This is a genomic window from Mycobacterium talmoniae (assembly GCF_001854525.1).
GTDB lineage: Bacteria > Actinomycetota > Actinomycetes > Mycobacteriales > Mycobacteriaceae > Mycobacterium > Mycobacterium talmoniae.
Genome location: NZ_MLQM01000056.1, coordinates 14,914 through 27,278 on the forward strand (window position 1 = coordinate 14,914; position 12,365 = coordinate 27,278).

A 12,365-nucleotide genomic window follows, 5' to 3' on the forward strand; every position below is an offset into this window, starting at 1 on the left:
ATGCGGGTGCCCCGTTCGTGCGGATCGTGCGTGCACGAAGTGAGGTCAACCGACGTCGTTGACTTCACTTAGCTCCGTAAGTGAAGTCAATTTGTACCGGCGGGCTGGGCGCGGGCGGCCTGGACGAAGCAGACAACCAGCGGGTTCGGTGGACGGCGGCCACTCCCAGCTCTGACGCGGTTCGGAAAGGCGCCGCCGACGAAAACCTGTGAAGAATCACGACGGGCTTGACCCCGTGGCCAACTGAACGGGGTCAAGCCCAGCGTTTGCGGACCTCAGTCGAGGTCGGCGAGAACCTTGCGCGCGGCTTGGAGTTCGGCTTCGAGGGCGGCGACCTTCGCGGCCTGTTGCGCGCGCGCCTCCTCGATTACCTGGTCGATCGGCGTGGAGAGGTCCTCGTGCAGTTCCTTGGCGGCACGGGAGACGGCGGCGGCCGCGACCGCGAGGTTGCGGGCGAGGTAGCTGCTGCCCTGCTTGAGTTCGGCGCGCCATTCGCCGTCGGCGGTACCGGTGACGGTGAGCGTCAGTTCGAGAGTCTTGGTCCTCTTGCTCGTCGCCCTCTTCGATGTTGTCTTCCTCGGCTGTTCCGCGGAGGAGGCTTCAGCGTTCGGCGTGTCCGGCGCCGGCCTACTCCCGAGCGAGGCGTCGTCGACAGGACTAGCCTGCATGTCGGAAGTGTCCGGGGCGGCGTGCAAGGCTTCTGCTTTCGGGGTATCTACAGTGATCGTCACGGTGAGCTCCTTTCTGAAGTTCGCCCGCAGTGCGCGGGTCGGCAAGGAAAGTCAGTCGAACACATGTTCTACACTGTAGGCGGCGGGGCGCGCAAGGGCGCGCAACCACTTGTCGCCAGAGCCGTTACCCGTGAAGAGATTTCGCCCGGTGCTCCCGGGTCTGATACATCGACGGGGAAATCGACCTTACTGCCATAGCCCCCGACGTACGCTGCGACGATGACGAAACTCCGCAGCGGTATCGCCGCGCTCGCCGGACTGATCCTGGTCGCCTCCGCGGCGGTCGGGTGCTCGCACACCGACGGCAAGTCCGCCAGCTCCGCGACCGCCACGTCCGCGACGCAAACCCAGGCGACCGCGACCACTACCGCGGCGCCCACACCTACCGGCCCGCCGGTGGGCACCGCGACGATGAAGGTCACCGGCGGCAGCGCCCCGGTCACCATCACCTGCAGCATCAACGGCGCTGCGGAGCAGACCGAGACCAACGTGACCCTGCCGTGGGAAAAGCAGTACCCGGTGTACGACAAGGTGGAAACCTGGGTCACCGCCGACGGCGGCGCCGAAGTGCTCGGCTGCACGATCACGATGGGCGGCAATGTGGCGGCGTACATGAATGAGGTGCACCCCACCTGCAGCTTCGCCTACTACGGGTAGCGGTGCGGGCCTAAGGCCCGGTCGCGATGTAGCGCAACGTTTTACGCGGGCCGAAGCACCGCGACCAGGAAGTCGGAATCATCGGTGAACGGCCGCAGGTCCCAGCTGGACAGCAGCAGATCGGGCGCGAACCCGGCGTCGACGGCGTCGTTGAGGAACTCGCCGAACTCGTAGTCGCGTCCGGCGCCGAACCCGATCACCGCACGGCCGTCGCTTTTGAGGTGGGCGCGCACCCGGCTCAGCACCTGCACGCGGGTACTCGGCGCCAGAAAGGTCATCACGTTGCCGGCCGACATCGCGATGTCGAAGGGCTCGGCGATGCCGCGCGCGGGCAGGTCGAGTTCGGCGAGGTCGCCGACCAGCCACCGCGGCCCGGGGTGGTCGTGCTCGGCGGCCTCGATCAGCGCCGGGTCGACGTCGACACCGACCACCTGATGCCCGGCCTCGGCCAGATATCCGCCCAACCGGCCCGGACCGCAACCGGCGTCCAGGATGCGTGCCCCGCGCGGTGCCATCGCGTCCACCAGGCGGGCCTCGCCGGCCAAATCCTCCCCGGCGCGCGCCATGGCCCGGAACCGCTCGATGTACCACTGCGAATGTTCGGGATCGGCGGCGACCTTCTGCATCCACAGGCTCTGTTCGGTCATGGCTGCATTGTCGCAAAACGGGACTGGCCCGCGCCGTGATCCACCGCGCCGGATCAGCCGCTGAGGTAGGCGACGATGGCGTTGGTCAACCCCTCCCGCGCCTCGTCGAGGTCGGCATAGCTGCCAAGTTGCTTCTCGGACACCAGCCCTCGCATCGCGCCGGGGATGAACGACGCCACCTGGTGGATGCGTTGCGGGTCGACCTGCAGGTCGGCGAACGCCTGCTGGCAGGTGGCCTGCCAGCTTCGCCCCCAGGACCGCAGTTCGGCCGCGGTGGCGGGGTAGAGCCGGTCGAGGTCGTCGGGATTGCGTGGCAGCGCCGCCCGCAGGTTCTCGATCGCGCGGGAATCCGGGGCGGCCAGCCCGTCGTAGAGGGTGTCGATGATCGCGGCCACCCGGGTGCGCAGCGACGCGCCGGTATCGGTGTCGGCGAACAGATCGCCCCGCCGCGCCGCGGTGTGGTGCAGCACCGCGGCCCAGAACCCGTCGGCGTCGCCGAACTGGTACTGCACGGTGCCCCAGGTCACCCCGATCCGTTTGGCGATCCGGTTGGCCGACACGGCGCCGGGATCGCCGGTGGCCAACGCCTCGACCGCGGCCTTGAGCATCGCCTCGCGGGTGGCGATGCCGCGCCGGTTGGCGGTGCGGCGCGCGCTGTCGGGCTCTGCCATGCCCGCATCCTAACGACCGCGATCGATTTTCATTGACCTTTCTATGACTGTTTCATAGGCTCCTCTGGGATCATCCCGCCGATGCGAACCGGGAAGGGGTTGCGAACATGGCTAGACCGCCGTTGTCGATGAAGCCGACCGGCTGGTTTCAGGTGGCCTGGTCCGATGAGATCGGCGTCGGCGATGTGCACCGGATGAAGTACTTCGACCAGGAGCTGATCGCCTGGCGCGGTCAGTCCGGTCGGCTCACCGTGATGAACGCCTACTGCGAGCACCTGGGGGCCCACCTGGGCTACGGCGGCCACGTCGAGGGCGAGGTGATCCAGTGCCCGTTTCACGGCTGGCAGTGGAACGCCGAGGGCCGCAACGTGTGTATCCCCTACGAGCAGCGGCCCAACCGCGGCCGGCGCATCACCACCTACCCGGTGGTCGAACGCAACGACTCGGTCTATCTCTGGTACGACGTGCACGGCCGTGCCCCGTTCTTCGAGGCGCCCGACGTGTTCGCCGCGTTCGGCGATGGCAGCAGCGCCGCCGACTACTACCCGCAACAGCGGCTGTTCGAGCAGGGCCACGAGATGCACCCGCAATACGTGCTGGAGAACGGCGTCGACTTCGCGCACTTCAAGTACGTGCACGGCACCCCGATCAACCCCGTCTTCACCCGCCACGACTTCGACGCCCCGGTGTCCTACGTCGACTTCACCATCACCTTCGAGGGCGATGACCGGCAGACGATCGACGAGGTGCAAAGCGGGGTGGAGGCCATCAACGGCGGTTTGGGCATCGCGGTGACCAAAAGTTGGGGCATGATCGACAACCGCACCATCTCCTGCATCACCCCGGTCGACGACGCCACCTGCGATGTGCGGTTCATGGTCTACATCGGTCGCCCGGCGGGCGAGTCCGCCGCCAAGGACCCGCGGCGCGCGGGGATCAAGGCGCAGGAGTTCGGCGCCGAGATCATCCGCCAGTTCCGTCAGGACATCCACATCTGGTCGCATCAGCGGTACTCCGACCCGCCGGCGCTGGCCAGCGGTGAACTCAAGGGCTTTACCGCGATTCGGCAGTGGGCCAAGCAGTTCTATCCCGACGGTGTCGGCGGTGCGGCCGCCGAGGTCTACGCAACACGACAGAAAGGCTGAACCGACATGGCCAGCAGTACGCCGATCCGCGTCTTCCAGGTGGCGACGGGCAACGTCGGCTCGGAGATGATCAAACGCATTGCGACCCAGCCAGACCTGGAACTGATTGGGGTGCACTGCTATTCACCGGAGAAGATCGGTAGGGATGTGGGCGAGCTGGCCGGGTTGGCGCCCAACGGGGTGATCGCCACCGGCAGCGTCGAGCAGATCATCGCCGCAAAGCCCGACGTGGTGACCTTCCACGGAGTGTTCCCCGACGAGGACCTCTACGTCCAGGTGCTCGAAGCCGGCATCGACATCGTCACCACCGCCGACTGGATCACCGGCTGGCACCGCGACACCAACCACCCGCACCCGTCGGGCAAGAAGGTCACCGAGTTACTGCAGGAGGCCTGCCAGAAGGGCGGGTCCACGTTCTACGGCACCGGCATGAACCCGGGGCTCAATCAGATTCTGGGCGTGGTGTGTTCGGCCGACGTCGCCGACATCGAGAACATCACCACCATCGAATCCGTCGACGTGTCCTGCCACCACAGCAAGGACACCTGGATCGAGGTCGGCTACGGCCTGCCGGTCGACGACCCGGAGATCCCGGCCAAGCTGGAGAAGTACACCCGGGTGTTCGCCGACAGCGTCTACCTGATGGCCGACTGCTTCGGCCTGGACCTCGACGAGGTGAAGTTCAGCTACGAGTTGGGGGCGTGCACCAAAGACGTCGACCTGGGCTGGTACGTGCTGCCCAAGGGGTCGCTGGGCGGCAACTACATCAAATACCAGGGCATGGTCGACGGGGTCCCGCGCGTGGAGACCCATCTGGAGTGGCAGATGACCCCGCACACCGACCCGAGCTGGAACATCAAGGGCTGCTACATCACCCAGATCAAGGGCGACCCGTGCGTCTACAACAAGCACATGATCTTCCCGAAACCCGGGGTGGACCTGTCCAACCCGGAGGAGTTCGCCTCAATCGGCATGACCGTCACCGGGATGCCCGCCCTGCACGCGATCAAGTCCGTGGTGGCCGCCCCGCCCGGGATTCTCACCAGCGCCGACCTGCCGCTGCGCGGCTTCGCCGGCCGGTTCAACCTGGCCTAGCCGGCGGCAGGCCGGCGGCCAGCAGTTCGGCCAGGTGCACCCCGCCCCGGTGCGCGAGCTGGTCGAGTTGGGTGCGGCAGGAGAAGCCGTCGGTGAGCACGGTGGCGTCCGGATGGCCGCGCACCGCGGGCAGCAGATCGTTTTCGGCGACCGCGACGCTGACGTCGTAGTGGCCGCGTTCGGCGCCGAAATTGCCGGCCAGGCCGCAGCATCCGTCCACGATGTGGGTCTGCACACCGGCGGCCCGCAGCAGGGCCCGATCCGCGTCGAAGCCGAGCACAGCGTGCTGGTGGCAGTGCGGTTGCACGACGGCGACGGTGCCGGACAGATCCGGCGGCGCCCAGCCGTCGGTGCTGCCCAACAGTTCGGCCAGGGTCCGCACCGCACCCGAGACCGCGGTGACGCGCTCGTCGGCGCCGAGCAGGTCGACCGCGTCGCTGCGCAAGGCGGCGGTGCACGACGGCTCCAGCCCGACGACCGGAACCCCCGCCGCAGCGGGTTCGGCCAACGTGTCGACGCTGCGGTGCAACTGTTTTCGCGCGGTGTCCAGCTGCCCGGTGGAGATCCAGGTCAGCCCGCAGCACAGCCGCCGGTCGGGGATCCGCACCGAATAGCCGGCCGCTTCCAACACCGCGACCGCGGCGATGCCGACCTGCGGGGTGAAGTGGTTGGTGAAGGTGTCCACCCACAGCAGCACCGGATCCCCGTCGGCGACCGGGTGATCGGCGAACCAGCGGCGAAACGTGCGCGACGCGAACGCCGGCAGCGCGCGGCGCTCGTCCACCCCGGCCAGCCGCTTACCCAGCGGCGCCAACCGCCCGGCGGCCAGCCGGTTCACCGCCCGCGGCGCCAGCGACGCCAGCCGCGCCCAACGCGGCAACCAGCCCAGCGAGTAGTGCGCGGGCGGCCGCGGCCGGTGGCGGTAACGCTGGTAGAGCACCTCGGCCTTATAGGTGGCCATATCCACCCCGGTCGGGCATTCCGACGAACACGCCTTGCAGGACAGGCACAAATCCAGCGATTCGGCCACCTCCGGTGCCCGCCAGCCGCGCACCGCCGAGCCGTTGGCCAGTTCCTGCAACACCCGCGCCCGCCCCCGGGTGGAGTCCTTTTCGTCGCGGGTGGCCCGATACGACGGGCACATCACGCCGGCGCCGTCGGCCACCCGGCATTTGCCGACCCCGGTGCAGCGGTGTACGGCGGCCGAAAAGTCGCCGCCGTCCTGGTGATAGCCGAAGCCTAGCCCGGCCCGCAGCGGCGCCGCGGCCACCTCGCGCAGGTCCGCGTCGGGTGGGCGGGGCCGCACGATCACCCCCGGGTTCAGCACCTCGTCGGGATCGAACACGCCCTTGACCGCGGCGAAGGCGTCGATCGCCGCCGCGGAGTACATCAACGGCAACAACGCACCGCGGGCCCGGCCGTCGCCGTGCTCCCCGGACATCGACCCGCCGTAGCCGGCCACCAATTGCGCGGCGTCGGTGAGGAACTCACGGAAGATGCGCCGGCCCTCGGGCCGGTGCAGCGGGAAGTCGATGCGGATGTGCACGCAGCCGTCGCCGAAGTGGCCGTAGGGCACCCCGGTCAGCCCGCGGTCGGCCATCAGCGCTTCGAACGCGCGCAGGTACTCGCCCAAGTGCTCGGGTGGGACGGCGGCATCCTCCCAGCCCGACAACCCGGGTGGGTCGGTGGCGCGGGCGGCCAGCCCGGCCCCATCCTCCCGGATCCGCCACAGCGCTGCCGCCGCGGTGGCGTCGGGCACCACCCAGCCGTCCTTGGCCGCCGCCACCCCCAACGCGGCCTGGGCGCGCGCCACCACCTCGCCGGGCTCGTCGCCGCCGAATTCGACGAACAGCCAACCGTTGCCGTCCGGCAGCGGGGGTAGCGCCGCCGCCCCCTTGCGGCCGCGGACCACGTTGACGATGCGGGCGTCCAGGCCCTCGCACGCGATCGGCCGATGCTCCAGCAGGGTGGGGACGGCGTCGGCGGCGGTGGCCATATCCGGGTAACCCAACACCAGCAGGGCGTGCTGCGCCGGGGTGCGCACCAGCCGCAGCGTCGCTTCCCGGATCACCCCCCAGGTGCCTTCCGAGCCGACGAACGCCTTGGCCACATCAAAACCCGACTCGGGCAGCAGGTGCTCTAACGAGTAGCCCGACACCTGCCGGTCGAAGCGGCCGAATTCGGTGCGGATCACCGCCAATTGCGACCGGATCACCCGCTGCAACGCCGACAGCGTGGGGGAGGCGCGGTCGGTGGTGCGCAGCGCCTCCCCGGTGCCGGTGACCAGGTCCAGGGCGACGACATTGTCGGCGGTGCGGCCGTAGCCCAAGGCGCGGGAGCCGCAGGCGTTGTTGCCGATCATGCCGCCGATCGTGCAGCGGCTGTGGGTGGACGGGTCGGGCCCGAACCGCAACCCGTGCGGCGCGGCGGCCCGCTGCACGTCGTCGAGCACCACCCCGGGCGCCACCACCGCGGTGGCCGCGTCCGGGTCGATGCGGTGAATCCGGTTGAGGTGACGGGAGAAATCCATCACCACCCCGGTGCCGACCGCGTTGCCGGCGATCGAGGTGCCCGCCCCGCGGGCGGTCAGCGGCACCCCGGCGGTGCGGCTGACCTCCACGACGGCCGCGATCTCGTCGGGGTGGCGCGGAAACACCACCACCGTGGGCAGCACCCGGTACAGCGACGCATCGGTGGAGTACTCCGCGCGGCGCCGGACCGAGTCGTCGACCTCGGCAATACCCGCGCGGCGCAAGGCGGCAATCAGGTCGGAGGTGGGCGCGCTCACCCCTCCATCCTGGCAGAGCGCGCCCGACGGTCAACCCGCCCGGCATAACAGTTCAAACGAAAAGTGCAACGCCGGGTTGGGTGCGTTGACCGCCGTCGGGGGCGCCGAGGCCGCCCGATCAGGCCATCTCGGGGGCGTTCAAATGCGCGATGGCCAGGTCGAACTCGCCGACCTCGAGCACCTCGGCACCGGTGTCGTTGACGGCGTCGGCCCAGATCGCCTGCTCGGCCTCGCGACACGCGATCATCGCGGACCGGTCGTCGAAGCCGACCGACGCCACCGCCCGCCCGGCGGCCGGGTCGATCATCAGGCTGGTGCTGCAGAAGCCGTCGAGTTCCTCCAGCTTGGGCACCAGCGCCAGCTTGTAGGTGTCGACCAGCCGGTCCATGTGGGCGGGCTCGCCGCGCAACCAGGTGGCGCGCACCCCGGCGCGGCGGTCGGCGCGGTGGTCCCGGCGCAGCACGGCGATCTCCCAGCGGGAAACCTCGGCCTTGGCGTGGAAGATGTCGACGGCATGGTCGCGCAGCTGCGTGGCCGGGCCCTCGCTTGCCCGCAGCGCGTCCTCGTCCAGCCACGACGACGTGATGATGCATCTGCCGCCGTCGCGGTCGACCAACATCGACATCCCGACGCATCCCGGCATGTCGGCGAGGGTGGGCATCACCACGTCGCGGACGTGGGTAATGCCCTCGTCGATGAACGACGGGTGCGCGTGGATGGTGGAAGAACGTGCGTACATAATCCGCCTCCGTCAGTTGCGAGACTCGGTTGTGATATCCACCATGCTCCGGTGGCGGCGCCCAGACAACGGTTACTGAAGAGTCAGGTCCAAACCGTGCCCGGGCCGTGATGAGTTTCGCGGGCCGCGCCGGTCTATCTGATCAGTGCCGATCAGCGAAGGAGAGCCCGCGATGCCCACCATCACCCCCTGCCTGTGGTTCGACAACCAGGCCGAAGAGGCGGCCAAGCTGTACACCCGGGTGGTGCCGAACTCGGCGATCACGGCGGTGACCCACTATCCGGCGGACACCCACGGGCATGCGGCCGGTGAGGTGCTGACGGTCGAATTCACCCTGGACGGTCGGCCGTACACCGCCCTGAACGGCGGCCCGCAGTTCCCGTTCACCGAGGCGGTGTCGTTTCAGATCGGCTGCGCCGACCAGCGCGAGGTCGACTGGTACTGGAGCGAGCTGACCGCCGACGGGGGCAGCGAAGGGCCCTGCGGCTGGCTCAAAGACCGCTTCGGGCTGTCTTGGCAGATCGTGCCGCGCCGGCTCACCGAACTGCTCGCCGACCCGGACCCGCGGGTGGCGCGGCGGGTGAGCGAACAGATGATGACCATGGGCAAGCTGGATATCGCCCCGCTGGAGGCCGCCGCGAAGGGGTAGCTCTGCTGAAATCGACGTCCATATGGCGCAACAGCCCGATTCTGGGGGCTATAGGTCAATCTGGACGTCGATCTCAGCAGTGTCTCCGCCGCAGGGAACGCCGCGTCGTCACACCCGACACAACAGCCCCACCGTTGTCCTGGTCGCCGGTGGGGCCTGGTGACTAGGCGGTGCTCGGATCGGATTGCTGGTCTTCCTCTGCACCGAGTTCGGCGATCAGCTGGGCGGTGCGGTTCCGCAGCACCAGCGCGATCACCGTGCCACCCACCACCGCCACCACCAGGCCGATCCAGGAAAACCGCTGCAACCAGCGCTCGGCGGCGACACCGGCGTAATACACCAGCGCGGTGGTGCCGCCGGCCCAGCAGATCGCGCCGGACACGTTGGCCATCAGGAACCGGGGGTAGGGCATCTTCAACGCCCCGGCCAGCGGTCCGGCGAAGATCCGCAGCAACGCGATGAACCGGCCGAAGAACACCGCGTGCGAGCCCCAGCGGTGGAACAGGTGCTCGGCCAGCGCGACGTGGCCGTGGCCGAAATGGCGCGGGAACCGGCGCCCCAGCCAGTCGAACAGCGGCATGCCCAACTTCCGGCCGACTGTGTAGCCGATCGAGTCGCCGACGGCCGCCCCGAGCACCGCGGCGGCCCCGACCCCGACCGGGTTGACCGCCAGCTCATGGCGGGACGACAGCAGCGCCGCACCGACCAGCATGATCTCGCCGGGCAGCGGGATGCCCAGGCTCTCCATGCCGATCACCGCGCCGACGACGACATACACCAGGAGCGGGGGAATCGACTGCAGCAGGGCGTCCACGTCCATGCGGTTAAGCATGCCCGACCGGGGTCCGTCCCCGCCCAGCCGAATGTGCGGTTGTGTCACGGTTGCGCCGGCGACGCGTGCATTAAGTCCACATTCGGCGTGGCAGCGGGCAGGAGTGCGATGCTTACGAACGTCTCCTATACCTGCGCGACGAGGAGGGCACCGTCGAGTTCTCGTTAGCCTGGCTGCTGCACCCGCTCCCGGTGCAGACCTTTCTGGACGACATCTGGGGGGCGAGGCCCTACCACGTGCCGCGGAGCGCCCCCAACTACTTCGATCGCCTGCTGCACGGGCCGTCCGCGGTTGATGAACTCTTGGAGCACGTGCGCCCGGATCCATCGACGGTGCGCCTGGTCAAGGGCGGCGAGGACCTGGACCTAGCCGCCTACCGGAACGCCGACGGCAGCCTCGATCTTGGCCGCGTCCGCACCGCCGTCGCCGACGGCTACACCATCGTCCTGAACGCGCTGGACGGCTACGTGCGCACACTCGGCGCGTTGTCCCACGCCATCGAGGCGGAGCTGAACTTCCCGACCCGGGTCAACGGCTACGTCACGCCCCCCGAAGCACGGGGTTTCGTCCCGCACTACGACCCGCACGACGTGGTGGTCCTGCAGATCCACGGATCCAAACTCTGGCACGTATCCACCGGCGAGCCGGTAGCACCACACCAGATGCTGGGCCGGGACATGACGCCCACACTCGAGTCGCCGACCGAGTTGCGCTTAGAAGCCGGTGATGTGCTGTACCTGCCGCGCGGCCTGGTGCACGGGGCCGAAACCCAGTCGGAGCAGTCGGTCCATCTGACCGTCGGAATCCACGCGCCCACGGTGCTGACCCTGCTGACCCATGTGCTGCACGCCCTCAGTGTGCGAGACGACCGCGTCAACGCCCGGCTGCCGCCGCGGCATCTCGATGACGCCGACGTGCGGGCCAGCCTGGGCGACCTGGTGCGTGACGTGGCCAAGACCGTCGATGACCCGCGCGTGATCGCGGACGGCCTCGACACCATGGAAGAGATCCTGGTCCAGCGGGGCCGCTGCCCACCGGTCGGGCAGATCTCGAACGCGGTCGGCATCGACGGAGACACCCGGGTGGTCAAGTATCAGCCGCTGTATTCGCGGGTGGTCTCCGGTGCCGGCGGCGTTGCTTTGCAGTTTGCTCAACTGTCGATCAAGCTCGCTTCCGATCAGAAAGCCGCGCTGCTGTTCCTGTCCCGGAATACCGAGCCGTTTCGGGTTCGCGATCTGCCCGGACTGGGTGCGGCCCAGCAGGTCGAGTTAGTCCGAACGCTGATCACCACCGGGTTCCTCACCCGGCTCCCGGACGACGAGAGTTAGCGCGGTCTGCCCCGAGCGAGATAACCCCGTCGCTGTTGCGGATACGGCTCCGCCACAGTCCACGTAAAACCGGATTGAATGCCGGTGAATCGTCCGCAATTGCCCATTGCGGAACGTAGCGCGTCGGCGAACAATCGACCTGTGGAATGCACGGGCGCTGTGCATGCGGTCGCAACCTCGACCCCGGTTGTGGGCGGGCGAAAATGACGTTCCCGATCTGGATGGCCGCGCCGCCGGAGGTGCATTCGGCGTTGTTGAGCAGCGGACCTGGGCCGGGGCCGCTACTGGCATCGGCGGGGGCGTGGACCTCGTTGAGCGTCGACTATCAGACCGCGGCCGCCGAACTGAACGAACTGCTGGCGGCGGTTCAGTCCGGGGCGTGGCAGGGCCCCAGCGCGGAGTCGTATCTGGCCGCGCACGTGCCGTATCTGGCGTGGCTGATGCAGGCCAGCGCCGACAGCGCGGCGACCGCCGCCAGCCAGGAGACCGCGGCCGCGGCCTACATCGCCGCGTTGGCGGCCATGCCGACGTTGGCCGAGTTGGCCGCCAACCACGCCATCCACGCCGTGTTGGTGGGGACGAATTTCTTTGGCGTGAACACGATTCCGATCGCCGTGAACGAGGCCGACTACGCGCGGATGTGGACGCAGGCGGCCGCGACGATGACGACCTATCAAGCGGTGGCCACCACCGCGGTGGTGGCCACGCCACAAACCACCCCCGCGCCGCAAATCGTGAAAACCAACAGCAGCAATAACTCCGGCGGAAGCCAAGACGAGGGGCCCGGCCCCACCGATCCCAGCTGGTGGTCAGAGCGCATCGGGAAAATCATCAGCGCTTTTGAGAACGAGTTGACGCATCCCAGCGCGCAAAACTTCGAGACGCTCTATCAAATACTGACGTATTGGATTCCCCGTTGGGCGGGCGAGGTATATCTCACCTTCCAACCGCAAATCACCCAAATCACCGAGCTCTCGTTGGGTCTGATCGCCCCCTCCGTGCCCACCACCGGGCTGGGCGGCCTTGGCGCGATGGTCGGGTTGACGGCTTGTGGCCTTCTGTCGGGGGCGGGGGCGGGGGGGG

General features: G+C 68.5%; 12 protein-coding genes. 6 read left to right on the forward strand and 6 right to left on the reverse strand.

What is annotated here, in order from left to right:
• Positions 1-275: 275 nt before the first annotated feature.
• On the reverse strand, positions 276-668 hold the full coding sequence (locus tag BKN37_RS12410) for a DUF6319 family protein (RefSeq protein ID WP_071026204.1): 393 nt from the start codon (positions 666-668) through the stop codon (positions 276-278).
• Positions 669-950: 282 nt separating this feature from the next.
• Here BKN37_RS12410 and BKN37_RS29875 point away from each other — a divergent pair, with 282 nt between their 5' ends.
• Positions 951-1,388: a hypothetical protein gene (locus BKN37_RS29875; RefSeq protein ID WP_071026177.1), complete on the forward strand. Its 438-nt coding sequence runs from the start codon at positions 951-953 to the stop codon at positions 1,386-1,388.
• Positions 1,389-1,429: 41 nt separating this feature from the next.
• Here BKN37_RS29875 and BKN37_RS12420 read toward each other — a convergent pair whose 3' ends face one another.
• Positions 1,430-2,035, reverse strand: a complete 606-nt coding sequence (locus BKN37_RS12420) for a class I SAM-dependent methyltransferase (RefSeq protein WP_071026179.1) — start codon at positions 2,033-2,035, stop codon at positions 1,430-1,432.
• A gap of 53 nt (positions 2,036-2,088) precedes the next feature.
• A complete protein-coding gene (locus BKN37_RS12425) occupies positions 2,089-2,706 on the reverse strand; it encodes a TetR/AcrR family transcriptional regulator (protein ID WP_071026182.1) in 618 nt (205 codons plus the stop codon).
• A gap of 107 nt (positions 2,707-2,813) precedes the next feature.
• Here BKN37_RS12425 and BKN37_RS12430 point away from each other — a divergent pair, with 107 nt between their 5' ends.
• A complete protein-coding gene (locus BKN37_RS12430; RefSeq protein ID WP_071026185.1) occupies positions 2,814-3,851 on the forward strand; it encodes a Rieske 2Fe-2S domain-containing protein in 1,038 nt (345 codons plus the stop codon).
• Positions 3,852-3,857: 6 nt separating this feature from the next.
• Positions 3,858-4,946, forward strand: coding sequence for an NAD(P)H-dependent amine dehydrogenase family protein (locus BKN37_RS12435; RefSeq protein ID WP_071026187.1), 1,089 nt, complete (start codon positions 3,858-3,860; stop codon positions 4,944-4,946).
• On the opposite strand, the gene BKN37_RS12440 is transcribed toward BKN37_RS12435, so the two are convergent.
• Positions 4,933-7,734 carry an FAD-binding and (Fe-S)-binding domain-containing protein gene (locus BKN37_RS12440; protein WP_071026189.1) on the reverse strand — a complete coding sequence of 934 codons (2,802 nt, stop codon included), beginning with the start codon at positions 7,732-7,734 and terminating at the stop codon, positions 4,933-4,935. The two genes, BKN37_RS12435 and BKN37_RS12440, sit on opposite strands and share 14 nt — an antisense overlap.
• A gap of 118 nt (positions 7,735-7,852) precedes the next feature.
• Positions 7,853-8,473 carry an antibiotic biosynthesis monooxygenase gene (locus tag BKN37_RS12445; RefSeq protein WP_071026192.1) on the reverse strand — a complete coding sequence of 207 codons (621 nt, stop codon included), beginning with the start codon at positions 8,471-8,473 and terminating at the stop codon, positions 7,853-7,855.
• 172 nt (positions 8,474-8,645) lie between these two features.
• Here BKN37_RS12445 and BKN37_RS12450 point away from each other — a divergent pair, with 172 nt between their 5' ends.
• Positions 8,646-9,122, forward strand: a complete 477-nt coding sequence (locus BKN37_RS12450; protein WP_071026195.1) for a VOC family protein — start codon at positions 8,646-8,648, stop codon at positions 9,120-9,122.
• 163 nt (positions 9,123-9,285) lie between these two features.
• Here BKN37_RS12450 and BKN37_RS12455 read toward each other — a convergent pair whose 3' ends face one another.
• Positions 9,286-9,942, reverse strand: a complete 657-nt coding sequence (locus tag BKN37_RS12455; protein ID WP_071026207.1) for a DedA family protein — start codon at positions 9,940-9,942, stop codon at positions 9,286-9,288.
• A gap of 203 nt (positions 9,943-10,145) precedes the next feature.
• On the opposite strand from BKN37_RS12455, the gene BKN37_RS12460 reads away from it, so the two are divergent.
• Together BKN37_RS12460 and BKN37_RS12465 are read left to right on the forward strand one after the other, a co-directional pair.
• Positions 10,146-11,282: a cupin domain-containing protein gene (locus BKN37_RS12460; RefSeq protein WP_242657225.1), complete on the forward strand. Its 1,137-nt coding sequence runs from the start codon at positions 10,146-10,148 to the stop codon at positions 11,280-11,282.
• Positions 11,283-11,485: 203 nt separating this feature from the next.
• Positions 11,486-12,365, forward strand: an 880-nt coding sequence (locus BKN37_RS12465; RefSeq protein ID WP_131823575.1) for a PPE family protein, incomplete at its 3' end; no start/stop codon positions are given.

What these genes read in the sequence shown, in the direction of transcription:
- BKN37_RS12410 (WP_071026204.1), bottom strand. Translation starts at nt 668, where the DNA reads ATGCAGGCTAGTCCTGTCGACGACGCCTCGCTCGGGAGTAGGCCGGCG.
- BKN37_RS29875 (WP_071026177.1), top strand. Translation starts at nt 951, where the DNA reads ATGACGAAACTCCGCAGCGGTATCGCCGCGCTCGCCGGACTGATCCTG.
- BKN37_RS12420 (WP_071026179.1), bottom strand. Translation starts at nt 2,035, where the DNA reads ATGACCGAACAGAGCCTGTGGATGCAGAAGGTCGCCGCCGATCCCGAA.
- BKN37_RS12425 (WP_071026182.1), bottom strand. Translation starts at nt 2,706, where the DNA reads ATGGCAGAGCCCGACAGCGCGCGCCGCACCGCCAACCGGCGCGGCATC.
- BKN37_RS12430 (WP_071026185.1), top strand. Translation starts at nt 2,814, where the DNA reads ATGGCTAGACCGCCGTTGTCGATGAAGCCGACCGGCTGGTTTCAGGTG.
- BKN37_RS12435 (WP_071026187.1), top strand. Translation starts at nt 3,858, where the DNA reads ATGGCCAGCAGTACGCCGATCCGCGTCTTCCAGGTGGCGACGGGCAAC.
- BKN37_RS12445 (WP_071026192.1), bottom strand. Translation starts at nt 8,473, where the DNA reads ATGTACGCACGTTCTTCCACCATCCACGCGCACCCGTCGTTCATCGAC.
- BKN37_RS12450 (WP_071026195.1), top strand. Translation starts at nt 8,646, where the DNA reads ATGCCCACCATCACCCCCTGCCTGTGGTTCGACAACCAGGCCGAAGAG.
- BKN37_RS12455 (WP_071026207.1), bottom strand. Translation starts at nt 9,942, where the DNA reads ATGGACGTGGACGCCCTGCTGCAGTCGATTCCCCCGCTCCTGGTGTAT.